The 25,852-nt window shown below is 37.5% G+C and carries 27 protein-coding genes; 17 read left to right on the plus strand and 10 right to left on the minus strand.

Translation table 11 applies throughout. From position 1 onward, the window contains the following. The first annotated feature begins 31 nt into the window (after nt 1-31). The 3 genes from glmM to AC5WOC_RS12700 all read left to right on the plus strand — a co-directional run bounded on the left by glmM (nt 32) and on the right by AC5WOC_RS12700 (nt 5,205). The gene (glmM, locus tag AC5WOC_RS12690) at nt 32-1,375 is read left to right on the plus strand and encodes a phosphoglucosamine mutase (RefSeq protein WP_496055774.1); all 1,344 of its coding nucleotides are present in this window, start codon (nt 32-34) and stop codon (nt 1,373-1,375) included. A 643-nt stretch (nt 1,376-2,018) separates the two neighbouring features. Further along, nucleotides 2,019-3,845, plus strand: a complete 1,827-nt coding sequence (gene glmS, locus AC5WOC_RS12695) for a glutamine--fructose-6-phosphate transaminase (isomerizing) (RefSeq protein ID WP_496055775.1) — start codon at nt 2,019-2,021, stop codon at nt 3,843-3,845. Between the two features lie 154 nt (nt 3,846-3,999). Then, complete coding sequence (locus AC5WOC_RS12700) at nt 4,000-5,205, plus strand: multidrug efflux MFS transporter (protein ID WP_496055776.1); 1,206 nt, start codon at nt 4,000-4,002, stop codon at nt 5,203-5,205. Between the two features lie 47 nt (nt 5,206-5,252). Here the strand turns inward: AC5WOC_RS12700 and AC5WOC_RS12705 are convergent, their stop codons facing one another. Continuing rightward, nucleotides 5,253-5,852, minus strand: coding sequence for a TetR/AcrR family transcriptional regulator (locus AC5WOC_RS12705; protein WP_496055777.1), 600 nt, complete (start codon nt 5,850-5,852; stop codon nt 5,253-5,255). Between the two features lie 103 nt (nt 5,853-5,955). Between AC5WOC_RS12705 and AC5WOC_RS12710 the strand changes: the two genes are divergently transcribed. Further along, entirely contained in the window at nt 5,956-6,525 is a 570-nt protein-coding gene (locus AC5WOC_RS12710; protein WP_496055778.1) for a cysteine hydrolase family protein, read from the plus strand. A gap of 46 nt (nt 6,526-6,571) precedes the next feature. Here AC5WOC_RS12710 and AC5WOC_RS12715 read toward each other — a convergent pair whose 3' ends face one another. Together AC5WOC_RS12715 and AC5WOC_RS12720 are read right to left on the minus strand one after the other, a co-directional pair. Then, nucleotides 6,572-7,027: a GNAT family N-acetyltransferase gene (locus tag AC5WOC_RS12715; RefSeq protein WP_496055779.1), complete on the minus strand. Its 456-nt coding sequence runs from the start codon at nt 7,025-7,027 to the stop codon at nt 6,572-6,574. After that, nucleotides 7,024-7,644, minus strand: a complete 621-nt coding sequence (locus AC5WOC_RS12720; RefSeq protein ID WP_496055780.1) for a TetR/AcrR family transcriptional regulator — start codon at nt 7,642-7,644, stop codon at nt 7,024-7,026. The genes AC5WOC_RS12715 and AC5WOC_RS12720 overlap by 4 nt, the downstream gene beginning before the upstream one ends. Before the next feature lie 184 nt (nt 7,645-7,828). Here AC5WOC_RS12720 and AC5WOC_RS12725 point away from each other — a divergent pair, with 184 nt between their 5' ends. Continuing rightward, nucleotides 7,829-8,587 carry an SDR family oxidoreductase gene (locus tag AC5WOC_RS12725; RefSeq protein WP_496055781.1) on the plus strand — a complete coding sequence of 253 codons (759 nt, stop codon included), beginning with the start codon at nt 7,829-7,831 and terminating at the stop codon, nt 8,585-8,587. A 54-nt stretch (nt 8,588-8,641) separates the two neighbouring features. Here the strand turns inward: AC5WOC_RS12725 and AC5WOC_RS12730 are convergent, their stop codons facing one another. After that, nucleotides 8,642-9,460 (minus strand): alpha/beta fold hydrolase, encoded by an 819-nt coding sequence (locus AC5WOC_RS12730; protein WP_496055782.1) that lies wholly within the window; start codon nt 9,458-9,460, stop codon nt 8,642-8,644. A 484-nt stretch (nt 9,461-9,944) separates the two neighbouring features. Between AC5WOC_RS12730 and AC5WOC_RS12735 the strand changes: the two genes are divergently transcribed. Next, complete coding sequence (locus tag AC5WOC_RS12735) at nt 9,945-11,078, plus strand: MFS transporter (protein WP_496055783.1); 1,134 nt, start codon at nt 9,945-9,947, stop codon at nt 11,076-11,078. Between the two features lie 95 nt (nt 11,079-11,173). On the opposite strand, the gene AC5WOC_RS12740 is transcribed toward AC5WOC_RS12735, so the two are convergent. Then, nucleotides 11,174-11,686: a dihydrofolate reductase family protein gene (locus AC5WOC_RS12740; RefSeq protein ID WP_496055784.1), complete on the minus strand. Its 513-nt coding sequence runs from the start codon at nt 11,684-11,686 to the stop codon at nt 11,174-11,176. Between the two features lie 2 nt (nt 11,687-11,688). Beyond that, entirely contained in the window at nt 11,689-12,585 is an 897-nt protein-coding gene (locus tag AC5WOC_RS12745) for an alpha/beta fold hydrolase (RefSeq protein ID WP_496055785.1), read from the minus strand. Between the two features lie 111 nt (nt 12,586-12,696). On the opposite strand from AC5WOC_RS12745, the gene AC5WOC_RS12750 reads away from it, so the two are divergent. Continuing rightward, nucleotides 12,697-13,659 carry a helix-turn-helix transcriptional regulator gene (locus AC5WOC_RS12750; protein ID WP_496055786.1) on the plus strand — a complete coding sequence of 321 codons (963 nt, stop codon included), beginning with the start codon at nt 12,697-12,699 and terminating at the stop codon, nt 13,657-13,659. Between the two features lie 13 nt (nt 13,660-13,672). Here AC5WOC_RS12750 and AC5WOC_RS12755 read toward each other — a convergent pair whose 3' ends face one another. Beyond that, nucleotides 13,673-15,583, minus strand: coding sequence for a BglG family transcription antiterminator (locus tag AC5WOC_RS12755; RefSeq protein ID WP_496055787.1), 1,911 nt, complete (start codon nt 15,581-15,583; stop codon nt 13,673-13,675). 225 nt (nt 15,584-15,808) lie between these two features. Here AC5WOC_RS12755 and AC5WOC_RS12760 point away from each other — a divergent pair, with 225 nt between their 5' ends. The 7 genes from AC5WOC_RS12760 (at nt 15,809) to AC5WOC_RS12790 (ending at nt 21,598) form a co-directional block, all read left to right on the plus strand. After that, nucleotides 15,809-16,114: a PTS sugar transporter subunit IIB gene (locus AC5WOC_RS12760; RefSeq protein ID WP_496055788.1), complete on the plus strand. Its 306-nt coding sequence runs from the start codon at nt 15,809-15,811 to the stop codon at nt 16,112-16,114. A gap of 27 nt (nt 16,115-16,141) precedes the next feature. Continuing rightward, entirely contained in the window at nt 16,142-17,386 is a 1,245-nt protein-coding gene (locus tag AC5WOC_RS12765) for a PTS sugar transporter subunit IIC (RefSeq protein WP_496055789.1), read from the plus strand. Between the two features lie 30 nt (nt 17,387-17,416). Then, nucleotides 17,417-17,746, plus strand: a complete 330-nt coding sequence (locus AC5WOC_RS12770; protein WP_496055790.1) for a PTS lactose/cellobiose transporter subunit IIA — start codon at nt 17,417-17,419, stop codon at nt 17,744-17,746. A gap of 22 nt (nt 17,747-17,768) precedes the next feature. After that, nucleotides 17,769-19,226, plus strand: coding sequence for a glycoside hydrolase family 1 protein (locus AC5WOC_RS12775; protein ID WP_496055791.1), 1,458 nt, complete (start codon nt 17,769-17,771; stop codon nt 19,224-19,226). 27 nt (nt 19,227-19,253) lie between these two features. Further along, entirely contained in the window at nt 19,254-20,690 is a 1,437-nt protein-coding gene (locus AC5WOC_RS12780) for a glycoside hydrolase family 1 protein (protein ID WP_496055792.1), read from the plus strand. 241 nt (nt 20,691-20,931) lie between these two features. Further along, complete coding sequence (locus tag AC5WOC_RS12785) at nt 20,932-21,198, plus strand: phosphocarrier protein HPr (RefSeq protein ID WP_496055793.1); 267 nt, start codon at nt 20,932-20,934, stop codon at nt 21,196-21,198. A 166-nt stretch (nt 21,199-21,364) separates the two neighbouring features. Continuing rightward, nucleotides 21,365-21,598, plus strand: coding sequence for a heavy-metal-associated domain-containing protein (locus AC5WOC_RS12790; protein ID WP_496055794.1), 234 nt, complete (start codon nt 21,365-21,367; stop codon nt 21,596-21,598). A 48-nt stretch (nt 21,599-21,646) separates the two neighbouring features. Here the strand turns inward: AC5WOC_RS12790 and AC5WOC_RS12795 are convergent, their stop codons facing one another. Together AC5WOC_RS12795 and AC5WOC_RS12800 are read right to left on the minus strand one after the other, a co-directional pair. After that, nucleotides 21,647-21,835, minus strand: coding sequence for a hypothetical protein (locus AC5WOC_RS12795; protein WP_496055795.1), 189 nt, complete (start codon nt 21,833-21,835; stop codon nt 21,647-21,649). Between the two features lie 338 nt (nt 21,836-22,173). Then, on the minus strand, nt 22,174-22,623 hold the full coding sequence (locus AC5WOC_RS12800) for a DUF2269 family protein (RefSeq protein ID WP_496055796.1): 450 nt from the start codon (nt 22,621-22,623) through the stop codon (nt 22,174-22,176). 133 nt (nt 22,624-22,756) lie between these two features. On the opposite strand from AC5WOC_RS12800, the gene acpS reads away from it, so the two are divergent. Beyond that, nucleotides 22,757-23,107, plus strand: a complete 351-nt coding sequence (acpS, locus tag AC5WOC_RS12805; protein ID WP_496055797.1) for a holo-ACP synthase — start codon at nt 22,757-22,759, stop codon at nt 23,105-23,107. A 66-nt stretch (nt 23,108-23,173) separates the two neighbouring features. On the opposite strand, the gene AC5WOC_RS12810 is transcribed toward acpS, so the two are convergent. Continuing rightward, nucleotides 23,174-23,437 carry a hypothetical protein gene (locus AC5WOC_RS12810; protein WP_496055798.1) on the minus strand — a complete coding sequence of 88 codons (264 nt, stop codon included), beginning with the start codon at nt 23,435-23,437 and terminating at the stop codon, nt 23,174-23,176. A gap of 154 nt (nt 23,438-23,591) precedes the next feature. Between AC5WOC_RS12810 and AC5WOC_RS12815 the strand changes: the two genes are divergently transcribed. Beyond that, nucleotides 23,592-24,593, plus strand: coding sequence for an outer membrane lipoprotein-sorting protein (locus tag AC5WOC_RS12815; RefSeq protein ID WP_496055799.1), 1,002 nt, complete (start codon nt 23,592-23,594; stop codon nt 24,591-24,593). Between the two features lie 76 nt (nt 24,594-24,669). After that, nucleotides 24,670-25,833 (plus strand): alanine racemase, encoded by a 1,164-nt coding sequence (gene alr, locus AC5WOC_RS12820; protein WP_496055800.1) that lies wholly within the window; start codon nt 24,670-24,672, stop codon nt 25,831-25,833. Nucleotides 25,834-25,852: the final 19 nt, after the last annotated feature.

Consider the following 25,852-nt stretch of genomic DNA (forward strand, 5'->3'; position numbering starts at 1 on the left):
TTATTTTTTGTTTGGACGATGGAGGAATGACATGGGTAAATTTTTTGGTACTGATGGTGTTCGTGGAGTAGCTAACTTAGAATTGACACCAGAACTAGTCTTTCAATTAGGGCGCTTTGGGGCGTATGTTCTTACAAGACAGAAGCAAAATGCAAAAATGATTGTTGGAAGAGATACTCGTCTTTCTGGAGAGATGTTGGAAGCTGCTCTAGTAGCTGGGATAACATCGGTTGGCGTAGATGTTGTGCGTTTAGGAGTAATTAGTACACCTGGAGTAGCTTATTTAACAAGGTATTTGGAAGCGGATGCAGGTGTGATGATCTCTGCATCACATAATCCTTATCCAGATAATGGAATAAAATTTTTCAATGCTGACGGCCGAAAGTTAGCAGATGATATAGAGGAACAAATAGAAAAATATCTTTCACAGGAACAGGATACATTGGAAAGACCTGTTGCCGATAAAATTGGGCGTATTGTTGATGACAATAAAGCATACGTGCACTATTTGGAGCATCTAAAGTCAACTATTGACATCGATTTATGTGGGATACACGTCGTTGTGGATGGTGCAAATGGCGCCGCTTATCAACTCGCTCCGCAGTTACTGCGTGAATTAGGTGCTGATGTAACGACAATCCATAGTAATCCTGATGGAATAAATATCAATGTCGAATGCGGATCGACTCATCCAGAATCACTTCAACAAGAAGTAATTGCCAAAGGAGCTCATTTGGGATTAGCTTTTGATGGAGACGCAGATCGTTTAATTGCAGTAGATGAAAAGGGTAAGTTAATTGATGGAGATAAAATTTTATTTATTTGCGGTCAATACTTAAAAGAACATGGAAAACTAAAGCAAGACACAATCGTTACAACTGTTATGAGTAACATCGGTCTTTTTAAAGCTGCCGAAAAAATAGATATGTTGACGGAAAAGACAAAAGTGGGGGACCGGTATGTGCTCGAGCGAATGCTATCTGGTGGATATAATTTAGGTGGAGAGCAATCCGGTCATATTATCTTTTTGGATTACAATACAACAGGGGATGGATTGCTTTCAGCCATTCAATTATTGCGTGTCATGAAGGAAACCGGAGAACGTGCATCTGATTTAAGTGCTCGTGTAACAGTCTATCCTCAACTGCTTCAAAATGTCGTAGTTAAATCCAAAGAAGGATGGGAACAAAACGAAGCAATTCAATCTGTTATCAAAGAAGTGGAAGCAGAGTTAAATGCGAATGGCCGAGTACTAGTCCGTCCATCTGGAACAGAGCCGCTGATCCGAGTTATGGCAGAAGGACCGGATCAAGAAGAATTGAACCAATTTGTTCATAAAATTGCAGATGTTATTCAACACGAGATGGGGCAATGATAAAACCGAATTCTTGAAGAAGAAACTAGTATTATCCCTTCTAGGTAGTAAAACACCCACACCGTTAGGCATGGGTGTTTTACTCTGCCTGGAGGTTTAATTTATTATTAGCTTGATGTGACTGTAAGGTGATCTATAAAAATTAGAACCCATATTTTATTAGTTCTAAGAGGGCAAGAACCGTCTCAAATACAAAAAGAATGATGATCTGATATGCATGTTATCCAGTCGAATATCGGAGAACACTTTGTTTCTTAGGATTTTTTTGTATACTCACAAGTTCAAAAGTGAATTCAAACTTGGTTTACTTTTTCAAGACTTTACTTTTCGTTTGTTTTTGAATAGGATAGGATAGGTAGCGAATACAAAAATTTGTCCATCAAAAGGAGTGATGAATCCAAACAAGTGATTTAAATTATTACAACAAACTTTGTTGAAAAGCGCCAGGACTGCAAGGGAATGCAGTTGACGAGGTGGAGGTTTATCGATTTTATCGGCGGATACCTCCCGGTGTTGCGTCTACACCGACGACTCTCTATACAATTCGATTGGGTGACTAATTGAGCAAAAATAGAGAGTAGACGTGTTCTGATTTGTGATCAGTATGGGTACCTTGAAAAATAAATACGCTGGAGGTTTGCTTATGTGTGGAATTGTAGGATATATCGGTTTGAAACAAGCTCAAAACGTACTATTGGAAGGTCTCGAAAAGCTAGAATACCGTGGATATGACTCTGCTGGTGTAGCTATTTTTAATGGAGATGAGATCGGAGTAAAGAAAACAAAAGGTCGATTAGCAGATTTAGCTGGACATTTGGATCAACAAGCCCTAGTAGGTCAACTTGGTATCGGTCATACCAGATGGGCTACACATGGCAAGCCATCCGATGCAAATTCACACCCTCATGTAGACGGGGATGAGCAGTTTGCAGTTGTACACAATGGCATTATTGAAAACTATCTTGAAATAAAAGAAGAATTAATTGCAAAAGGTCATGTATTTACTTCGGAGACAGATACAGAGGTAATCGCAAAATTACTAGCTGATGTGTATGATGGTGATCTCGTTTCTACTGTAAAAAAAGCTGTAAAAAGACTTCGTGGTGCTTACGCATTAGGGATTATTAGTAACTATGAACCAGATAAATTAGTTGCTGTTCGACTTGCTAGCCCGCTTGTTGTAGGAATTGGTGAAGGAGAAAACTTCATCGCTTCTGATATCCCAGCTATCTTAAAACATACTCGTGATGTCTATATTTTAGAAGACGGAGAAATGGCTGTACTCGATCAACATGATGTGAAATTAATGACATTAGATGGTACTCCAGTAAATCGGGATGTGCTTCGTGTAACATGGGATATGGAAACAGCAGAAAAAGGTGGATTTGACCATTTTATGTTGAAGGAAATATACGAACAGCCAAAGGCGATTCGTGATACTTTAGCTGGACGAATTAAAAATGGCCGAGTGGATCTGTCCCAAGAAATATCCCTTACACCAGAAACGGCTAAACAAATCAACAAAATTCACTTTGTCGCTTGTGGTACAGCATACCACGCCGGTTTAGTTGGGAAAACGATTCTCGAACAATTAACTCGTATTCCTGTAGAAATCGATGTAGCTTCCGAGTATCGTTATCGCAATCCTATTATTGACGAAAACACATTAGTAGTAGTTGTAAGTCAATCTGGAGAAACGGCTGATACACTTGCTGCACTTCGTGAAGCAAAAAAACACGGTGCACGTGTTGTGGCAATCACAAATGTAGTGGGCAGCAGTGTATCCCGTGAAGCAGATGATGTTATTATTACTTGGGCTGGTCCAGAAATTGCTGTTGCTTCAACCAAAGCATATACTTCCCAATTAATAGCAATATATTTGCTGGGTATGTATATGGCGCAATTGTTGGAAGCGAGTGTTGTATCTTCTTTTGATACATTGTTAGAGGAGCTTCAATCTCTTCCAGCGAAAACAGAAGAGGTGCTGCAACAAGCAGATAAAATTGCAAATTTCACTAAGTCCATTGTGCATAATGAGCATCTGTTCTTCTTAGGCCGTGGCATGGATTATGCTGTAGCATTGGAAGGATCATTGAAACTAAAAGAAATTTCATATATACATTCAGAAGCATACGCAGCTGGTGAGCTGAAACATGGTACCCTTGCTCTAATTGAAGAAGGAATCCCAGTTATTGCACTAGCCACACAACATGCTGTATTTGAGAAAATGGTAAGCAATATTCAAGAGGTGAAAGCAAGAGGTGCACATGTACTTGGATTGGCATCAGAAGGAGACACGGAATTATTAAAAACTGTTGATGAAGTGATGTATATCCCTTCTATTGACAATCTTTTCTCTCCTGTTTTAGCTGTTGTACCACTTCAGCTTCTTGCCTATTATGCATGTGTAGAGCGTGGATATGATGTAGATAAACCTCGTAACTTAGCAAAAAGTGTGACAGTTGAATAATATATAGATTTAACCCCTTTGGATATAATCCAAAGGGGTTTTTGGTTTGATTCGAAATCCATTGACAAACGGAGATATCTCCGTTTAATATTGGTATGAAGGCAATAAAGCAAAAAATGAAACGCATATTATTTATAGGATGGAGATTTTGCTGATGCCTGTTTGGAAAAGGAATTTGATTTTTTGTTGGTTTGGAGTGTTTGTTGCAAGTATCGGAATGAGTCAAGTAGCACCAATTATGCCATTGTTTATCAAGCAATTGGGAGAGACAGATGCAGACACGATTGCACGGTTATCTGGAGTTGCTTTTGGTATTACATTCGTGTTATCAGCTATTTTTTCTCCTATATGGGGATCAATCGCAGATAAAATAGGGCGAAAACCTATGTTAATCCGAGCAAGTTTAGGTATGGCAGTCGTACTTTTTCTGATGGGATTTTCACCAAATGTATATGTACTGATAGGTCTGCGGTTAGTACAAGGAATTATTACTGGTTATGGCACTGCTTGTACAGCTTTAATTGCAACACAAACAGATAAAAAATATGCTGGCTGGGCTTTAGGAACGCTCTCGACTGCTGGTGTATCAGGCGGCCTGCTCGGGCCTACTATTGGGGGAATCATCGGAGAGACATTTCGTCTGCAGGATGTCTTCTTTATTACAGGTGGATTTTTGTTCGTTGCATTTCTTACCACGGCTTTTTTTGTCAAAGAGGACTTTGTTCGTAGTAGCCAAAAACAATTAAGTACAAAAGAGATCTGGGGAGCAATTCCTGAAAAGGGTTTGACTGTTACCTTGTTTTTGACTTTTTTTGTGCTGACGATTGCTTTATATTCTGTCGAGCCCATTATAACTGTGTATATTACACAGTTATCTCATCACAGTGATCATGTAGCATTGCTTTCTGGTATAACTTTTTCGGCATCGGGCTTAGCAAGTATAATTGCAGCTCCCAGATTGGGAAAACTTTCGGATCGGATAGGAGCGCACAAAGTTATTTTGGTAGCTCTTGTAGTCGCTGGAATTGTATTTATTCCCCAAGCATTTGTAACAAATACTTGGGAGTTGATGATTCTCCGTTTTATTTTTGGATTAGCCTCCGGGGGATTAATGCCATCAATCAATATCCTAATAAAAAAAATCACTCCAGATGATTTAACTGGCAGTGTTTTTGGATTAAATATGTCTGCAGGTTATTTAGGCATATTTATCGGTTCCATTTTTGGCGGGCAAATAGCCGCGTTGCTTGGCATAAGATATGTGTTTTTATGCACAAGTGGCTTGCTTTTTTTCAATGCCATTTGGGTTTACTTTCGGTTTTATCGACTAGTAAATCAAAAAATAGAAGTAGTGGAATGATTGCTGAAAGCCGCTTCATATGAATTTGCAGACAGGTGAACACTTGCTTATTTAATAGGTAGAAAAGCAGCACAAATTTGGTCGATGATCTGTTCTGGAGAATATTTGCGAACTTCTCGCTGAAATGAATAGGAATCGCTTCGAATAGCTAAAAGTAACATATCTGTTCGGAATGTATTATCAGGAAGCAATTGATCGTTTGGATATATTTCTGCAAATAGACGATAGATCAGCTCATGCAGATCGTTATACAGCGGGCTCCTTTCACCAACACGTCTTGGTTTAGTGGTATGAGAATCCTCTACACCCGTAAGCAATTGTGATTTTTTTTCACGAAATTCAACAAATAGCTCAATGACTTTTTTAAAGCGTATTTCTGGTGATTCCCTATGATTTTCTTCAAGATAAGTCTCCATGTCTTCAAATAGTACAACAATATGATCTTTTATCAAATCTAGGCATAATTCGCTTTTGTTACGATAGCGCCGATACAGTGTTCCTGGCCCTACTTGTGCTTCCATTGCTATCTGGTTCATGCTGACCTGCTGCACACCATTTTGTTCAAAAAGCTTGATTGCTGCTTGGAGAATACGTTGTCGATTTTCGATCGCATCTCGTCGTTCTAGTCGTAGTTTTTTTTCGCTCATAATGGTACACCTCAGTTCAATTGACAAACGGAGATATCTCCGTTTATTATATCAGTATAGTTTTTTACTCTATCATATGGAATGGGAAAGAAGGATACAACTTTTGGAGAATAACAATAAAAATAAAGCACTTTTAGTGATGGATATGCAAAATCAGATTGTTTCACGGTATGCAGAGCAACAGGAAGTACTGCTCCCATTTCAAAATGCAGTGGAAGCAGCACGTCAAAAGGGTATAAACGTCATTTATGTAAAAGTTGGTTTTAGTGAAGGTTACCCAGAGATTAGTCCTAAAAACCGTGTGTTTTCACAAGTTGCTAAGCATGGTAGTTTTGCTGTATCTGCCGGTTCGATGCGAATTTCTGATGCGGTGAAACCGATGAAATATGAGCCTGTTGTTACCAAACATCGGATCAGTGCATTTGCAGGCAGTAATTTAGAGATTATCCTTCGTTCCAAACAGATTGATGAACTTGTTCTCTGCGGTATTTCTACAAGCGGGGTTGTATTATCCACATTGCGCGAAGCTGCGGACCTTGATTTTATGCTGACTGTCTTATCGGATGCTTGTCTGGATGCGGATCCAGAAGTTCATCGTGTTTTAATGGAAAAGGTATTTCCAAAACAAGCAGAAGTAAAAACAGTGGCTGACTGGATTTCTAACCTTTCGTGAATAGGTAGAGTTGAACACTTTAAACATAGTTCAACTCTTTTTGTTTTTATAAGTATTTTGTCATGAAAATACTATTTGGATCTTCTATATAAGATCCAAATGGGTTGCAGTATACAAACCCCATTTTCTGATATAAAGTTCGAGCTGGTTTAAATGCATCCATAGAGCCTGTTTCTAAGCTGACTCTTTGATATCCCCGTTTTTTTGCTGTATCTAGGATGTAAGTAAGTATGTGTTTGGCGACTCCTTTTCGTAAATGAGCTGCGGCAGTCTTCATCGATTTGATTTCACCGTGAGTTTTATCCAACTCTTTTAATGCTCCACAACCAAGCAGTTCTTCATCGTTCCAGCAGCTCCAAAAAGTAATATCATTTTGTTGTAATTGTTCAAGTGGCAGGGCATGTATGCTTTCAGGCGGCGAATGCAGTGTCATACTATGTAGATGATCTTGCAGCAATAATCGGACTGTTTCATTTTTTAGGTCATCTATTTTTACTATCATTTTTTTTCATCACCTTTTTTCGTATGATAATTTGCTTGCAAAGGATTGAGATGGATGATTTTTAGCAGTTGATCCGCCATATAGGAAGAACTGTACTTGAAATCTTGTTTGACCCATTCCAAGATCATGCCTAAGATTGCATGGGACTGATAACTAGCATGCAATTCAGGATCAATGGATTGCTCGTCTGTCTCAAAACTCAAAATGTCCTCAAGCACAAGTTTTTTCAATTGGTTCCCAACAACATATTGAAGTTTTGAAAGGGCATTCGTTTTTAACATGAGTACATAAAAATTCGCATGTTTCTCTACATGATGGAAAATTTTAATTGCTGATGCAGTTAAATCTTTCAAGATAAAGGAATCTGTATGCTGATAAGGCTCACGATAAGAAATGACTAGATCTTGCAAAACTTCTCCTATAATATCATGAAGTAAATCTTCTTTATAAGTAAAGTGTTTATAAAATGTTCCTCGATTTAAATCGGCTTTTTGAACGATGTCGGTTATCGTAATGATTTTAAAATCTTTGGTCTGCATCAAAGAGAGAAGTGATTCCTTCAATGCTTCTTTTGATTTGGTAATTCTTCGATCGACTGATTTTTCCTTCGTCAACATTTTCACCCCGTTTGTTGATTATTTCTTTATAATAAACACCTACGATGGATTCGTTTGTTAATCAACATCTTAAGCAAACTTTGCTGATTGAAAGCACTTACATAATAATATTATACTAATAACGAAAGATAATAAACATCTGTTCAATATATTTCTGGATGAACCACAATTGGAGGAATTTATCATGAAATTAACAGATAAAGTAGCAGTTGTTACTGGTGCAGCATCAGGCATGGGGAAACAGATTGCCATTTTATATGCAAAAGAAGGGGCAAAAGTAGCTGTTTCTGATTTGAACTTAGATGGCGCAATTGAAACAGTAGAGGAAATTGAAGAAAATGGTGGAACTGCTTTTGCAATTAAGACCAATGTTGCTGAAGAAGCAGATATCCAAACATTGATTGATACAACTGTTGAAAAATACGGTACAGTAGATATTCTAGTAAACAATGCAGGGATTATGGATAATATGGAACCTGCTGGGGATGTGGAAGATGAGAAATGGGACCGCATTTTTGCTATTAATACTACTAGTGTTATGCGGTCTACTAGAAAAGTTCTGCCGCTTTTCATTAAAAATGGGCAAGGTGTAATTGTAAATATTGCTTCGGCTGGCGGTTTATATGGTGCAAGAGCTGGTGCTGCTTACACAGCATCCAAACATGCGGTTGTTGGTTTCACCAAAAACACAGCTTTTATGTATGCACCGCAAGGAATACGTTGTAATGCCATTGCCCCTGGTGGTGTGGAAACGAATATCAGTGCATCAATGACGAGTATTAATGAACTAGGTTTCTCCCGTCAAAATCTCGGTTTGGCTATAAATCCACGGATTGGCCAACCAGAAGAAATAGCAAAAGTAGCTCTGTTCCTTGCATCAGACGACTCCAGTTTTGTCAATGGTGCAATCATCAATGCAGATGCTGGCTGGTCTGCTTATTAAAAGAGGAAGGGGATCATCGAATAAATCTAGATGATCCTTTTTAAAATAAATTGCTTATTTGATAAACTCCAGCAAATCTTTGTTGAGACGGTCTGCATGTGTAATATATAAGCCATGCGGACCATTTTCATATACAATAAACTTATTATCCGGAATCAGCTGTGCTGATATTTCGCCACAAAACTCAATTGGCATAGATTCGTCGCTGTCGCCATGAATGATTAAGGTGGGGACACTTATTTTGGCTAGCTCTTCACTAAAATCGGTTGTAATCCCTGTGTAATGGAAATCGAGTACGGCTTTAAGCGATGTTTGGAGCATGTCCCATCTTGTCCATTCACCTATTTGCGGTGAAGTGTTGCAATTTGGAAGTCCTTTGCCAAAGTAACCTGGTTCATTTTCAATTAACCATAGCGGAAAATCTCTTTTCCATGCAGTGCGGACAACTTCAAAAAGGTTTCTATCAAATGCATTGGGATTATCCTCTGTTTTCACTGGGTAAGGTACACTTCCAGCAAGCAGCACAATTTTTTTTATGCGATCTTTGCCAAAGCGTGTTAGGTAGCGGACAACCTCTCCTGATCCCATCGAGTGACCAACCAGCGTAACTTCGCGAAGATCAAGGTGTGTTATCAATGCATGGAGATCATCCGTGAGTGTATCATAATCATATCCTTTGCCGGGATCATCCGACCGGCCGTGTCCCCGTCGATCATAAGCAATGCAGCGGATTCCTTTGCTGCTAAGATCTATCATTTGATAATTCCACATAGTAGAACTTAATGACCATCCCGCAATGAAAATAACGGGCTTCCCTTCTCCCCATTCACGATAGAAGAGTTTTGTGCTATCTTTTGATTCAAAATATGGCATTTGCTTATCCCCTTAGAAATGACTTTATTCTATTTAAAAAGTTCTATTGCAACTCATTTACACTACAAATATACTTCCATACATATTTCGCATCAATATTGCATTTATAATGGTATGAATCAGTCTTACTAATGATAAATGAGAAATGAATAAGTTGATCCTCACACGGCTGAAACTGAGGGAATTCTAGAGCTGTTCATTATCGCCTGCAATCCGTATCCGTATAATGTTATGTCCCTAAAAGTAGAATACTCGCTAACAGAAAAACGTAAAATATTGTTTTCATTGTAAGTGTTAATGAACCAATGAGGTGCAGAGAATAAGTAGTAAGAAAGTGAAATCAACAGCACAAAATAGAACTTGGTCATGTTTGGACAAGTTATTTTGAAATGGAGATAACTGAAATTATTTATTGACAATTGTATATATTCTATATTTTATTAATTATAGCTAATCGTTTTCGACTCAATAGAAGGGTAATCTTATGCAGAAACCAGACCGAGAAGTCTGGAATCGACATACACTTTTCGCAGTCTTAGTGGAGTGTATGATCATGCTCAACATCGACTTATACGGCAGCAGTTACACTTTCTGGATGGAGCTTCAGGGACAGGCTGCCCGTGTCACTGTCACGGCTACGGCGGTGACTGTTACCAGTTTCATAGGTTACATGACGGTAGGTATGCTCATCGACAGGTTCGGCACAAAATTAGTACAGTTGGTCTCTCTGATCTTGCTGCTTGTTGCTGGAATTGGAGTGGCCATGGCAGATGGCTTAACTGCCGTGTGTTTTCAAGTTTTGCGTTTTTTCTTCTGCGGAATTTTGCTGATTGCAAATGACACGCAAGTTCGGGGACTGCTCCCTTCGGGAGAGAAAAAGATGTCAGGTGTAGGAAAACTGAAAGCGGTTGGAACGATGATCTCTATTTTTGGTGTTTCAACTGGTTCGATGCTGGCAAGTGAGCATCTGACTGTATGGAACTGGCTAGGACCTATTGGAACTAGCTTTGCGATTATCGTTATGCTTTTTTCCAAACAATCGAACTATGTACCAGAAGATGCATCTCTTCTTCCACTCAAGGAGGTTCTCCATTTGACATTCCCTGTCATTGGGATTGCTGTTTGTGTAAACGTGCTGATTACCTATGTTGTACTTGATCTAGGTGTCCGAGACGGATCATTGGTACGAACCGTTATTTATATTGGTGCTAGTGTTGCTGGATGGGTAGTTGCCTATCTGTTCAAGAAACAGCTTAGTGAGCAGAATTTCATTCGATGGAGTATTGTTATGATGGCTGGAGGGATACTGTGCATCGTCTGGCATCATGTAGTCGGTTTGATTATTGCTTCTCTGATCATCGGTATCACATACAATGGTGTCTTCAATCAGATTTTGGGTGCAAAGGCATATGAGCTTACAGAACAAAAAGGCCGAGCTGCATCCACTAGCTTCTATGTTTATGGAGTAGGTGGCATTGTCGGTGTATACTGCTTTGGTTCGGTACGAGAAAACATGGGGGCAAATATCATGTATTTGTCGATTGTTGCCCTGTTGCTGATCTCCCTAACATTGTTTGAGTGGACATTCCGGACTTCTCCTGCATGGAAAAAAGAATGAGTTAGAGAACAAATAGCCAAAAAAATGACCATTCTGGCAATCTCATAATTGCAGAATGGTCATCAATGTGTATCAGTCGTTTTTCTAGGAATCCTTTATCTTGGAATGGTGTAGTGTAATTGAACAACTCCATCACCAAGTTGTTTACTATTAAGTAACGTTATGTTTCGATATTGGTATTTTTCCATATTGATAAGAAGATTTAACCCTTTTCCTTCTAGGACAGGTGCAATGTTAAAAATGACCTCATCAACTAAGTTTTGCGTCAAAAAACTGTTGTGTAAAGATTCTCCACCTGAGAGCAGGGCAGTAGTGTGACCTTTTTCTTCTAATAATTTTAGTGCCTCTTGAGGCGAAGAAACGATAGTTACTCCCGAGATGGTTTTACTATTCCGTGAAATGACGATAATATCTAAACCTGCGAACGCTTCTCCGCTTCCCCCGCTTGCTAACATGCCTTCAAATGTTTTTCGGCCGACGATAAAGTTACCAGCAGCTTTCGCTTGTGTTGCAAAGTCAGCGAGAGCGGCTTCTTTCGGCGGATTTTCTGGACTCGATTGTGCATAGTTTCCATTTGCAGATAAAGTTGCCCATAAGATTGTTTTCATGTTTAAATTGCTCCTCTATTTATAATTAATTGTTTGGTTGTCAAACGTCGGATCGCTTCGACAATCTTATCTGGACGATCTTCTTGAACATAATGTGATGCATCTTCTAAAACTTCGGTTTGGTTATTTGGTAAGTAATGCTGCCATTTCTTCATTTCGCTGAGTGGAAAGCCTGCGCTGTCTTTTATTCCCCAAAGAATGTGTGTTGGGATATGTTTTAGATTAGATAATTTTGATTCTGTCTCTGCCAGCCATCGGTGTTCTTTACGAATACTTTTTGGAAATACCCAAGTAGGCTTTCGGGATGCAGGTGTTGGAAATGGATCCGTATATGCACTTTTGAGTTTGTTTGTGACTTTTTCTTTATGGTGTATTCCATTAGGGACAATCGTTTTAGCAAAAAAGTTTTTTCTAGTTTGCAGCCAATAACCGAGCGGCCAGCCTCCCATTGCAAGTGAGAAAAGTTTCATGGCTGGAAGTTTTGTAGGCCAAGCCCATGTGTTCATCAAGACGATTGCCCTTATATTTTCCGAATGGTTTACAGCATAATGCATTCCGATTGGTCCACCCCAATCTTGGACTACTATAATAAAATCTTTTAACTGTAATTTTTCTAGGAAATAGGTTAGCGCTTCTGTATGTTCTTGTGGTGTGTATCGATAGTTAGTAGGAGCTTTTGACATTCCTAATCCTGGGTAATCCAAGGCCACAAGCCGATGGTTATGACGAAGTTCTTTGATTACATTTCGATATAAATAAGACCATGTCGGATTTCCATGGAGGAGTAGGATGGTTGCTCCAGAGCCTTCGTCGATATAATGAATATGTCCATCTTTGTAGGGCATCCATTTATCTTTGAATGGGTACTCTGTTTTATCGACTTGAAAAGGTCTTTTCATAATGTCACCTTCTTAGAATTTATTTTCTGTTGAACTTGTTTCTTATCTTAAACTATAATAGTGACAAAAGTTGTCATAGTTAAAAATAAATGCGGAAAAAGGAAAAGAATAATGCCAAATAAATCACAACGGTTGATGGAACTGATGATGACAGTGAATCGAAAGCGAAAATTTACGGTTCGGGAGTTAGCGGATGAATTTGGAGTCTCGACACGAACAATTTTGCGAGATTTACAGGAGTTAAGTGGATTGGGAGTACCTCTGTATTCGGAGGTCGGCCCGCATGGTGGATATCAAGTACTGAATGAGCGTGTTTTGCCGCCGATTGCTTTTACAGAAGAAGAAGCAGTTGCGATTTTTTTTGCAAGTCATGCTTTGAGGCATTATTCTTCATTGCCCTTTGAAACAGAAACTGCTTCTGCATTAAAGAAGTTTTATTTTTATATGACATCAGATGTTCGCGATCGCATCGATCAAATGAAAAACAGATTTGATTTTGTTATCCCAGTACGTCAGACCAAATCACCTTATTTGTCTGTTTTATTAAAAGCAGCCGTGGAGCAACAGGTGATTGAGATTGAATATACATCTAAGTCGGGTAGTATGACTCGTAAGATTCAACCAATAGGTGTATATGCAAATAATGGGTTATGGTATTGCCCGGCATACTGCTTTGTCCGTAAAGACATACGCCTCTTTCGATGTGACAAAATCATTTCTGATATAAGATTTACGAACATGCAACCGATTGACCTCAAACATGTTCATCTTGGAAATCGGATATCATTGAGTAAGGAGAAGCAATCTGATCTGGATTTATTTGTGGAACTGACTTCAGCAGGAGTTCAAAGATGTGAAGCGGATATTGGTACTCGTTTTCCTGTAAAGGTTCGAAAAGATGGGACAGGATGGCTGGAAGATAAGATTCATAAACGTGATGTTTCCTTTTTAGCGAAATTATTTATTGGATTAGGCAAGGATGCCATGGTCAAAAAACCAATAGAATTAGTAGTGGAGATAAAGAAGCTGCTGCAAGAACTAGCCAATCAATACAATGAAAACAGCCAATGTTAAGCAGTGGCTGTTTTTATATTTTTTCCATTAAAATCGCCATTTTAGACATAAAACTCATGTAGTCATTCGCTTTGGTGAGTTCTTTGACATTATCCCATTCAGATAAGACATTAATAAAACTCTCAAAAACGTTGGTAAATAATTTCCCCTCTTGTCGATGTACAGCGATCATCGCAATGATCTGTACTTTTTCTTCGCCCCATTGGACTGGTTTGTCGTTGCTAATGAGACAAATACCTGTACGAAATGCATTCATTTTTACTGAGTGCGGAATTGCTACATTGTTATTAAAAGCAGTGGATGACATTTTTTCCCGTTCGATAACAGCTTGGCAGTATTTTTCATCTACAAATCCCATTTTTTGCATTCGACTGGACATAAATCGAATATAATCCATATCACTGTCCAGATATATATTTTTCATAAATAATTGTTCACTGAAATAGGCTTCTAAATAGTTTTTTACACGAGACATATTTTTTCTTTCTTCTATTTTTAGTAGTTGATTTTGAATTTGTTCATAATCGCCTTCTGTAATATATGGATGTACAAAAACAACAGGAACCAGTTCTGTTTTGATAGGCAGAGTAGAGATAATGAGTTCAATATGGTTTATAAGAGAAAGTTCATTGGCTTCAGCAGTCACTTGAATAATCTCTAAGGAATGGCGGAATTTTTCCTCAATCTTTTGTACTAGTTCCACTTGCATATCATAGTAAATCGGGCATATCACAGCACATAGTATTTTATTTTCTAGTTCTTTCCTGCGTTCAAAATAGGCTCCAATATGGAAAGCGATATAGGCAATTTCATCTTCTCTTACAATAATATTCTCCATTTTTTGTAGCTCAGTAGAAATAAACACGGAGATTTCATAGATAAGTGGATAGGAATCTTTTAGTTTATAGGTTAAGGGATTTCGTGCCGTTTGTTCGTTTTTGGCACGAAAGATCAGGTTTCGAATGTGAATCGTAAATTTTACAAAAAATTCATCATCGTCGATATCGATGTAATACGATTCATGTACTTTTTTTAATAGTTTGTTTGCGGTTGTTACATAGTGTTGATCGATGTAATTGGTCAATGTTTCAGGAGTAATCGATTGGTAATTCAGTAAGGTGGTTTTACTGGATAAAAGGAGGACAAGATAATACTTTTCTCCTTCATGTAGTGTGACATGATAATCTTTCGCTATCATCGCAGCAATATCTGTTGCAGCTTTTAATTCCAATATTCTTTTTATATTTTGCATCGGTGCTTTTTGGGCAACAGAGTTATTTTCTTTAATTCGGTCAATGGTGATAACGAGATGAAGTAAAATACTATTAATCGTATATTCGTTTACATATAAATTGTATTTACCAAGGATATAGATAAGTTTTTCTTTTAGTTGGGCTATATTGTACTCTGGATAGGCTTCTTGAACGGTATGAAGACTAAGAAAATCTGTTGATGTTTCTGTCGAAATAATTCTGCTCATTAATTTTCGTTTTGCTGTTTCTTCTCCAACCAAATGCAGTTTATCTTTTTTTTGTTTTATTTTTAAATGAAAGGCTTTTATGAAATGATTGGCATTCGTAACGTAATTTTCAATCGTCGAATCGCTTACAAATAGTTTTTCACTAATTTCATAAAGATTGATCCCGTCAGATTGAAGGATTAATTCTTTTAATAATAAATGCATTCTTTTAATAGGTTGATCTTGTATAACTCCATTTTGTTCCATTTTTAGTTTTTTACTTTTTATTAACCGATAGCCCTCAGGTGAGGAAGAGATGATCAGCTCTTCTTCATTTATGTGTTTGACATAATTGCGGATGGTTCGGGTTGAAACGTGAAAGTGTTTAGCTAGTTGTGTAGCTGTCGTCCAACTATTATGCGTTTCTAAATATTGAAGAAAAGCATCTATCTTTTCTTGCTTCATATCAATAAGCTCCTTATAACAAATAGGTTGTTTTCTTATTATAAACAAAATGATTTCCTACTAATGCATCGGTAGTTTTCCTATCCCTAGGAAAATCTCTTGTTGGATAGTCTTTTTCAAAGATGTGATACTAAGAATGTAAACGATAACAAGCCTTTACAAAGCTAATGATAGCGCTTACTAATTCATTCGTTTTTCCATAATAATTTGATGGAGGTTAGGAAAATGAAAGTACTACTCATCTGTGGTGGCGGAGCATCCAGTGGATTTATGGCAGCAAGTATACGGAAGGCTGCTAAAAAAAGAAAGAAAGAAGTACAAGTTCAGGCACGCAGTGAAGCAGAGTTGTCTGAACATATTGATACAACAGACATTTTGTTAATTGGTCCGCATTTAGCATATATGGAAGCTGAAATTAAGGAAGAGTTAGGGAATTCCAAAGCAAAAGTAGCAGTGATTCCTCAAGCGATATATGGAAGATTGGACGGGGAAAAAGCACTCGATTTAATTGAAAAATTGGAGCAGGAATAAAGAAAATGTAACGGGGAGTGAGAAACAGTGGACAAACTTATCCATTATATGCAAAACAGTTTTGCCCCAAAAGTTAATAAGTTTACCAAAAATAAATGGGTCGCTGCAATACAAGATGCAGTAATGGCGATCTTGCCTTTCATTTTAGTTGGTTCCTTGATCACGATGATTTCTTTGATCAATGAAATTAAACCGGGACTTATACCAGATTTGACATTAATCAATACTTTTTCTTTTGGTTTATTAGGTCTATTTATTGCTTTTCTCATTCCGTACAACGTGATGGAGAAAAGCAAAGTTCATGACAAAAAGAACCTAGCTGGTTTGACATCCATCGCCTTATATTTAATGCTTATCGGTCCAAATTTTGCTGATGACGGAACCATCCGTTTTGCAGTGGAACGATTTGGAGCAGGCGGTATGTTTGTCGCGATTATTGTGGGATTAGTCGTAGGGATTGTCATGTTAGCCTTTTCTAGATTTTCCTTCTTTGGGAAAGAATCTTCCTTGCCTGATTTTATCATTGTGTGGTTTGATTCGTTAATTCCCATTACTTTGCTGATTTTTGTAGGATGGATTTTTATCACACAGACAAAAATTGATTTGTTTGATATTGTAGTAACCATTTTTCAACCGCTATCTGCGATAAGCCAAAGTTTCTGGGGTGCGATCATTTTATCCTTCTTGTTTGTATTCCTGTACTCATTCGGAATAAGTACATGGGTTTTAAATCCTATTACCTTTCCTATTATGGTCAAAGCAATTGCAGATAATGCAAACATGGTAGCCCATGGTGCAGCCCCAACAAACATTTTTACACAGGAGACCTATTTTTCGGGTTGGATGGCCGCTGGTGGCATTGGATTTACGTTAACCCTAGGTATCCTATTGTTTTTTGCAAAATCAGCAAGGCTAAAGTCTATTGGACGAGCTACGATTGCACCTTCCATCTTTAATATCAATGAACCAATTGTTTTCGGTGCGCCGATCGCCTTTAACCCGATATTGATGATTCCTTTTTGGATTAATGGTACGTTGATGCCTGTGATTGCTTACTTGGTATTAAAAGCTGGATGGGTTGCTATACCTTATAAAGCATTCCAGCTCTGGTATATTCCTTATCCAATTTCCACGTTTATGGTAAACGGCGATTGGAAAGGTGTTGTACTCGTATTAGTTATGATGGTGATTTCTATCCTAATCTGGTATCCGTTCTTTAAAGTGTACGATAACCAAGAACTCAAATACGAAAAAGAAATGACAGAGGAATAAAAACGTGAAAGTTGAGAAAGAGGGGTAAAAATGAACGAGGAGCTCCATATGATTGCGATGGAAATCATATTACACGCTGGAAACGCCCGGACTTCTATCATGGAAGCTTATGAATTAATTGGGGAAGAACAGTTTGATGCAGCACGTCAAAAGTTAAAAGAAGCAAAACAAGAAATTGTTCTCGCTCATAAAGTACAAACAGATGTCATTCAAGGGGAAGCTAGGGGAGAAGAACATGACTTCTCCCTCTTGTTTGCCCATGCTCAAGATACACTAATGACGGTTATGAGTGAATCCAATATCGCTCATAAATTGGTAAATGTTTTTGAGAAGATGTCTTTAAAGATCAACCAGAGGTAACTGGCAGAGGGAGGATCATAATATGAAAAAATTTCAAGAAAAACTACCGCCAAATTTTTTATGGGGAGCTGCAATTGCTGCGAATCAAGCAGAAGGTGCATGGAATGAAAGAGGAAAAGGGATTTCACAAGCTGATGTTGTTCCTTACATCGACCTTCAATCAAAAACAGATATTCCTGTGTTTGAGGAAAAAAGTGTCATTGAAAATGGGATTACGGATACATCTAAAATTTATCCAAAGCGTTATGGAATCGATTTTTATCATCATTACAAAGAGGATATCGCATTATTTAAGGAGCTTGGATTAAATTCTTTTCGTACATCGATCAATTGGGCTCGTATTTTTCCTGATGGTGATGAATGGAAGCCTAATGAAGAAGGTTTACAGTTTTACGATGAAGTTTTTGACACATTATTACAAAATGGAATTGAGCCGGTTGTCACTATTTCTCACTATGAAATGCCATTAAAATTAATTACAAAATACGGCGGCTGGAAAAATAGAAAATTAGTAGATTTCTTTGGGCGGTTTTGTGAGGTTGTATTAGAACGCTATCAACACAAAGTGAAATATTGGATGATTTTTAATCAAATTAACTCTGGTTTAACTGATGCTTATTTGGCACTTGGATTATTAACAAATGAAGAGAATAATGTACAAACAGCAAAATTTCAAGCGATTCATCATACATTGGTCGCAAATGCACTAGCTGTGAATATAGGAAGAAAGATTAATCCAATGATGAAGATGGGTTCTATGATCTATGATATGACAACATACCCTTCAACGCCAAAACCAGAGGATGTGCTGGCAGCTCATCAAGAAACAGATGCATCTTTATTTTTCTCTGATGTGATGGTTAAGGGGGAATACCCTGGATATATAGTGCGTCATTTTTACGAAAATGATATTTCGATTGATGTGCAGCCTGAAGATGAGAAACTACTAGCTGAAAATACAATTGATTTTTTGGGATTTAGCTACTATTTATCTACTGTAACAAAACAAGGAACATCTATTTTAGATTCGTTCGGTTGGAACATGGGACAAGACAAAAATAATCCATACTTAGAAACATCGGAATGGGGATGGCAAGTTGATCCGATTGGTTTGCGAATCGCCCTGAATAATTTGCATAAGCGTTACAATGGAATTCCGCTTTTGATCGCTGAAAATGGTTTTGGTGCTCGAGATAGGAAAGAAGCTGATGGTTCGATTCATGATGACTATCGAATTTTTTATCATCGTGAACATATTCGCCAAATGATAGAGGCCTATAAAGATGGGGTACAAGTATTTGGTTATTTGCCTTGGTCTGGGATTGATATTATTAGTGCCGGCACATCGGAAATGTCCAAAAGATATGGGTTTATCTATGTAGATCAAGATGATGCTGGTAATGGAACAAAAGAAAGAAGTAAAAAAGATAGTTTTTATTGGTATCAAAAAGTTATTACATCTAATGGAACTGCATTATAAATCGAGATAAAATTGGAGGTAATACGTATGAAAAAGAACCCAAAAACTTTTCCTTCTAATTTTTTATGGGGTGGGGCAATTGCTGCGAATCAAGCAGAAGGGGCGTATAAAGAGGATGGCAAGGGTTTGTCAGTAGCGGATATCAACCAATTTCATGGCGATATTGATATAAAGAAACGAATGAATACAGAAACAACAATGGCAGATATTCAATTTGCTCTTGATGACACAGCAGGATTTTATCCAAAACGAACTGGTATTGATTTTTATCATCGTTACAAAGAAGATTTAAAGTTATTAGCAGACACAGGAATGAATTCTTTTCGTACATCAATAAGTTGGGCGAGAATTTTCCCAAATGGTGATGAAACAAAGCCTAATGAAGCTGGGCTTCAATTTTATGATAATCTTATTGATGAAATCATCGCTAACGGCATGGAACCTTTATTAACAGTATCACACTACGAAATGCCATTACACTTGGCTACGGAATATAACGGCTGGTATAACCGAAAAACCATTGATTTTTTTGTGCGCTTTTGCGAAACCTTATTTAAACGCTATCAACACAAAGTAAAGTATTGGATCTTAGTGAATCAGATTAATCTTATAACTTTTGAATCGTTTAATCACTTAGGCATCCCTGCTGATCGAGTAGAAAATTTAAGGGAAGCAAAATATCAAGGTATCCACCATGAATTGGTAGCATGTGCACGAGCAACGAAAAAAGCAAAAGAGATCAACCCTGAATTTCAAATTGGAATGATGTTATGTGATGGCATATCTCATCCTGCAACACCAAAACCAGAAGATGTATTTGCAACCATGCGGCGCAATCAAATGGAGTATTTCTTTTCGGATGTCTTACTCAGGGGATACTATCCAGGGTATGCATTTCGATTTTTTGAAGATCAAGGGTTTGATATTCAAATAGAAGCACAGGATGAAGAAGATCTAAAGAATACTGCTGATTTCCTCAGCTTTTCTTTTTATTACACACGAATTTCAGATGCAGAAAGTGTGAAAGAGGAGAATTCTGCTTATATTAATCCTGTTCTGCCAGCAAGTGACTGGGGTTGGTCCATCGATCCAATTGGATTACGAACAGCATTAAATCTGTATTATGATAGATATCAAGTGCCGATAATGATAACAGAAAATGGTATTGGTGCTTATGATCAGATTGATGAAGATGGTAAGATTCATGATGATTACCGCATCGATTACTTGCGGAAACATATTGAACAAGTGAAGCTCGCGATCATGGATGGTGTAGATGTAAGAGGATATTATCCATGGGGTCCAATTGACATTGTCAGCTGTTCTTCTTCTGAGATGAGTAAACGATATGGCTTTATTTATGTGGATAAAGATGATTTAGGAAAAGGTTCCTTGGTGCGTAAAAAGAAGGACAGTTATTATTGGTATAAAAATGTTGTTGCAACAAATGGACAAGTACTGTAATACTAAATATAATGAACAAAAATTAAAGTTCTATTAGATAAGGTTGTGTAATTTGAGGTGTAAATGAATATACTACCGATACAACTTTATCTAGTTTTTCTGTTTTTTATACTCAAAAATGTATGTACATAACAAATTTTAGCGCAGGCATGCCAGGGAGTTTAGAAAAAATAAAAGAACTTCATATTTTTGTTGTTATATGTTTTTTTATTTATTATTAAAAAATAGGAGGTAGTTAGAGATGAAAGAACAAACATTTACGATTACGGAAGAAGCAGGAATACATGCAAGACCAGCAAGTGTATTAGTCAGCAATGCTAGCAAATTTAGTTCAGAAATAAATCTGGTTTATAAAGAAAAAAAGGCAAATTTAAAATCAATCATGGGTGTAATGGCTTTAGGGATTAAAAAGGGTGAAACGGTAAAAATTACAGCTGAAGGACCAGATGAAGAGCAGGCAATTGAAAAATTGACCGACTTGTTAAAAAGCGCAAATATGGCAGAATAAGAGTTTCATTTGTAGAAACGCTATCTCGTACAGAAAAAAGGTAGCGTTTTTTGTTTTTTGGAAATTTCGCCAAAAACTGTGGCTGTAATTATCATAATAATCAAAAAGGGGTTGGAGGGAGGTTTTCCCTAATAATTGCCGAACTAGCAATTATGTTTTTCAGAAAGTGGGGATTTATATCTCAAAAATATGGCTAAATGTCAGTGGAATGTCCTGCCAACATTGTGTCCAAACAATGGAACAAACGCTCATGGCGTTAGAGGGTGTAGAAGAAGTATATGTCGATAGAAGAAATCAAAAAGTACTGGTGATTGGGGACAAGAGAAATATACAAGTGGATCATTTGTTAAGAGTTATGGAAGAAGTAGGCTATGAAGTGAACAAGAAACAAAAAATATAAAATCTCGGAATGCATACAAAATTGGGCTTCCGACTGGTTAGCCCAATTTTATTTTCGTAAAAATAAATATGATAAGAACGATTTCGTTTTTACTTCTAGCTGCGCCAATTCTTTTTCTTCTTGTTCGATTACTTGATCCAACCAATCAATATCATTTTTTATTCTAGTTCGTAAGCCATCACGTTTTATTACAAATTCTTCCGTTGTCCAGTGTTCATAATTTTTACGATCGCTCACGGCTAGTACCAACCCTCTTTTTCTGCTTGGTCGGTGGTTTCTTTTAGATCCTCGATGTCGCGAAGAATTTTTTCTTGGAGCTCCTCTTTTCTTTCCTGTCCACTCTTAAAATCTTCTTCCATAAAGCATCCCCTCCACCTCCGCTTTATTACAATTTTTATGATAAACCATATATTACCCATCTGCAATATTCACATTTTTACAAATTTAGTAAAGGAAACTTGCAAATTTTAGGACGTAAGGGTTAGAAAAATGTTTAGATAGGTTCTCATTTGATAAATAAATTGTTTTATCAAGAAAGCTAGCCGTCTACGGCTAGCTTTGAAATAGATTTCTGCTTATACTTTTGTTGTTACAAAGAATATCAAGACCAGCATTACTAGTACAGATATATTAAGAATCATGATGTATCGTTTCAAAAAACGAGATGCATTATCAGAAGATGCGGTCTCTTTTGCTGCATTTAATAATTTTTTTCCATAGAGTGCGATTACCAAAATAAAAACAATAATAAACGTAGAACCAAGTCTTTCTTTTACAAGCAGCCACAACGGTTTGTTTGCATCATACTGCATTAACATGTAAATTCCTGTGATAAGCGCTAATACGGATGTCGGGATCATCATGGTGAGATTCCAGCGGTGAGCTGTGGCAAGGGAATTACTCATCACAGTTTGATCATTGCTGCGAATAGCATTTCTTAAAAACATAGCCATCAATGTGGTAGCACCGAACCAAGTTGCTACACTAAAAACGTGGATAAACAAACTAATTTTTACATCCCACATGTTTTATTGCCCCTTTAATTCTTATGTAAAATATGTTATTTCTTTGTCCATCATATCTTAACATGAAGCGATTCAACGTGCTACTTAACAGATGAATTACATGATTTTCACTAATAAAATGGAAGTGAGAAAAATGATTATTGGTATAGGGACGGATATTATTGAACTGGCTCGGTTGGAGCGTGTTGGTGTAGATCGTCTGATGAAAAGGATATTGACTGAAAAAGAAAGGAGTTTTGTACCAGAAAAAGAAAGGCGGAAATTGGAGTTTGTAGCAGGTAGATTCGCTGCTAAAGAAGCGATATCCAAAGCTTTAGGGACGGGAATTGGCGCTGCTTTTGCTTTTTATGATATTGAGATAATCTCTGATGGTCTTGGAGCACCAAAAGCGAAATGGATAGACTCTGAAGGAAAGCCAACTATTCATTTATCAATATCGCATAGTGAGCACTATGCTACAGCAATGGTAGTTTTAGAGAAATAAGAATGGTTTATTGTGGACGCTTTTGCCTTGTAAGGCAAAAGCGTCCTTTTAATAGGTTTGTGCTTTTTATGCAGTCATTGGGTCATAAGGGGGAAGATCAATCGATACTACTCGTCGAAGATCTTCCCAAATTTCTACCTTTCGTTTTTTCGGTAGATTTTGTACGATTGCTCGAATATGACCAAGTCGGTAGGTAATCTTTGTACCTTGATGTTTGATGGAGGCAGTTGAGTCGATTTCTTTATCACAATTACCTCGATACAACAAATCATCTCCCTCTTTCACACAATATGAGTGGGACCCGATTTTTTCCAGCTTGATATTTGGCATCTAATCTCCTACCGGTTTTTCACAAACTCCTATTGACTACTATTGTATGAGACAAATGCTTGAAAAGAAATACTTCTAAGTTACTGATACAAGCATAAACATGTACCAATAGATCAAGAGATATTTCCTGGGAATTCAGTAAGGAGGAGAAGCATTGAAATTGAGATGGACTGCTGTACTCTGTTTATTTTTTCTATTAACTGCTTGTGGTCCAAAAGATTCGAATGATGTTATTGCTGATCTGACTGACCGCTCACAGCACCTAGAATCATATACAAGCCACGGAACAATGACTATCAATAATGGACAGGAACCACAGACAATCGATATTGAAGTTTGGTATCAAAAACCGAATTTTTATCGGGTAGCACTGACAAACACCAAAAAGAATATTACCCAAATATTATTAAAAAACAAAAGCGGTGTTTATGTGTTAACGCCGCATTTGAAAAAGAGCTTTCGCTTTCAAAGTGATTGGCCGATGAATAGTGGGCAGATTTATTTATATCAATCGATTTTACAAAATGTAATTATGGATGCGAAAAGACAGTTTAGTACAGAAAAAGATGATTATCGCTTTGAGGTCGCCACAACAAACGACTATCATCGCACATGGGTGAAACAGCAGATTTGGTTAGATCATGATTATTTGCCAAAACGCGTAAATATTTTGGATGAAAACAACAAAGTAATGGTACAAGTGAAATATGATCGGTTTAAATTAGATACAAGTTTTGACAAAGATGCTTTTGAAATGGAGCGTAATTTGCGCGGTTTACCTGAGAATTCAAAACAAACATTTGCTGACTCACAGCAAACTCTCTCTGCCGTCACCCCTGGATATCTTCCGAAGGGAAGCCGGCTTATGGATGAAGAAACGATTCAAGGATCTCAAGGTGATATTGTAGTGATGCGATTTTTGGGAAAACAACCATTTACACTGACACAGCGACTGGCAAAAAATAAAGAGGTCAGTACCTCTTCCAAAGGTGATCCAATTGATTTACAAGATGCAGAAGGGGTCTTGATGACGTATGCGACACAACAGCATCTAGCATGGACAGCAGATGGAAAAGATTATGAACTAGTAGGAAACATTTCATTAGAAGAGATGAGGAAGATTGCTGATTCAGTAGCGAATCAAACGGAAAAGTAACACTTGTTTACAGTATAGCCATTTTTGCTATAATAAGATTTATTATCTAGTTATGGCTATCGCTGGGGTGAATCTGATGAATCATTCTTATTACCGAGACACGATTGTAGAGGTAGATCTAGATGCAATTGAACATAATATTTCTCAGTTTCGCCAAATTTTAAACAATGACACCAAAATTCTCGTCGCTGTAAAAGCGGACGCATATGGACATGGAGCTATTGCTGTATCTCAAGCAGCCTTATCAGCAGGTGCGACTCATTTAGGAGTTGCGTTTGTCGATGAAGGAATTCAGTTAAGAGAAGCACAGATAACAGCTCCTATTCTTATTTTTGGGTATATTCCCCCGCATGCGATAGAGGCCGCTTTACAGCATGATCTGACATTTACTGTTTTTGATGATGATCATCTTCGTCAAATAGCAGTGATTGCAGAAAAAATAGGTATTACAGCAAAAGTCCATCTAAAAGTAGATACTGGTATGGGGAGGTTAGGGATACATCCAAATGAAGTTCTTTCATTTATTTACCAGCTTAAAAGTTTAAAAGGGGTGGAATTGGAAGGAATATATACTCATTTTGCTACTTCAGATGATCCAGTATCATCTTACTTTGAACAGCAACTGCAAGTATTTGAAGCAATTCTTCATCAACTAGATGCTGAGGGGATTGATATTTCGCTTCGTCATGCTGCAAATAGTTCTGCTGCTTTACGAATGGAGCAAAAATGCTGTAATTTAGTACGTATTGGAATAAGTCTTTATGGATTTCAGGATATAGCCAATCCACAAGTCAAATTGAAACATGCTTTAAGTCTTAAATCTATTGTTTCCCAACTAAAGTGTTTACCAAAAGGCTCAGGTATCAGTTATGGTAAAACATACACTACATCATCGGATGAATGGATCGCTACAATTCCAATCGGTTATGCAGATGGTATACCACGAGCTTTGTCGAACATTGGTCAGGCTTTGGTAGGTGGGACTCCTGTTCCTATCGTGGGAAGGGTTTGTATGGATCAATTGATGTTAAATGTAACCGATGCTATGCCAGTTTCTGTTGGTGATGAAGTTGTATTTATTGGATCGCAAGGTGATAATTCAATAACAGCAGGTGAGATAGCTGATACGCTTGATACGATACACTATGAGATTGTGACTCGTTTAGGAGCGCGTATACCCCGTTTGTATTATCAAAAGGGTAAATTGGTCTGTTTACAAAATATACTTCATTGGAATTGAGTAGCAGGAATTTTCTTGT

It is taken from the genome of Shimazuella sp. NTD247 (assembly GCF_059510415.1).

Coding starts and splice junctions, on each gene's coding strand:
- AC5WOC_RS12770 (WP_496055790.1), top strand. CDS start 17,417: ATGAACGAGGAGCTCCATATGATTGCGATGGAAATCATATTACACGCT.
- glmS (WP_496055775.1), top strand. CDS start 2,019: ATGTGTGGAATTGTAGGATATATCGGTTTGAAACAAGCTCAAAACGTA.
- AC5WOC_RS12760 (WP_496055788.1), top strand. CDS start 15,809: ATGAAAGTACTACTCATCTGTGGTGGCGGAGCATCCAGTGGATTTATG.
- alr (WP_496055800.1), top strand. CDS start 24,670: ATGAATCATTCTTATTACCGAGACACGATTGTAGAGGTAGATCTAGAT.
- acpS (WP_496055797.1), top strand. CDS start 22,757: ATGATTATTGGTATAGGGACGGATATTATTGAACTGGCTCGGTTGGAG.
- AC5WOC_RS12745 (WP_496055785.1), bottom strand. CDS start 12,585: ATGAAAAGACCTTTTCAAGTCGATAAAACAGAGTACCCATTCAAAGAT.
- AC5WOC_RS12720 (WP_496055780.1), bottom strand. CDS start 7,644: ATGTTGACGAAGGAAAAATCAGTCGATCGAAGAATTACCAAATCAAAA.
- AC5WOC_RS12800 (WP_496055796.1), bottom strand. CDS start 22,623: ATGTGGGATGTAAAAATTAGTTTGTTTATCCACGTTTTTAGTGTAGCA.
- AC5WOC_RS12705 (WP_496055777.1), bottom strand. CDS start 5,852: ATGAGCGAAAAAAAACTACGACTAGAACGACGAGATGCGATCGAAAAT.
- AC5WOC_RS12700 (WP_496055776.1), top strand. CDS start 4,000: ATGCCTGTTTGGAAAAGGAATTTGATTTTTTGTTGGTTTGGAGTGTTT.
- AC5WOC_RS12780 (WP_496055792.1), top strand. CDS start 19,254: ATGAAAAAGAACCCAAAAACTTTTCCTTCTAATTTTTTATGGGGTGGG.
- AC5WOC_RS12735 (WP_496055783.1), top strand. CDS start 9,945: ATGCAGAAACCAGACCGAGAAGTCTGGAATCGACATACACTTTTCGCA.
- AC5WOC_RS12810 (WP_496055798.1), bottom strand. CDS start 23,437: ATGCCAAATATCAAGCTGGAAAAAATCGGGTCCCACTCATATTGTGTG.
- AC5WOC_RS12730 (WP_496055782.1), bottom strand. CDS start 9,460: ATGCCATATTTTGAATCAAAAGATAGCACAAAACTCTTCTATCGTGAA.
- AC5WOC_RS12715 (WP_496055779.1), bottom strand. CDS start 7,027: ATGATAGTAAAAATAGATGACCTAAAAAATGAAACAGTCCGATTATTG.
- glmM (WP_496055774.1), top strand. CDS start 32: ATGGGTAAATTTTTTGGTACTGATGGTGTTCGTGGAGTAGCTAACTTA.
- AC5WOC_RS12785 (WP_496055793.1), top strand. CDS start 20,932: ATGAAAGAACAAACATTTACGATTACGGAAGAAGCAGGAATACATGCA.
- AC5WOC_RS12725 (WP_496055781.1), top strand. CDS start 7,829: ATGAAATTAACAGATAAAGTAGCAGTTGTTACTGGTGCAGCATCAGGC.
- AC5WOC_RS12775 (WP_496055791.1), top strand. CDS start 17,769: ATGAAAAAATTTCAAGAAAAACTACCGCCAAATTTTTTATGGGGAGCT.
- AC5WOC_RS12740 (WP_496055784.1), bottom strand. CDS start 11,686: ATGAAAACAATCTTATGGGCAACTTTATCTGCAAATGGAAACTATGCA.
- AC5WOC_RS12755 (WP_496055787.1), bottom strand. CDS start 15,583: ATGAAGCAAGAAAAGATAGATGCTTTTCTTCAATATTTAGAAACGCAT.
- AC5WOC_RS12750 (WP_496055786.1), top strand. CDS start 12,697: ATGCCAAATAAATCACAACGGTTGATGGAACTGATGATGACAGTGAAT.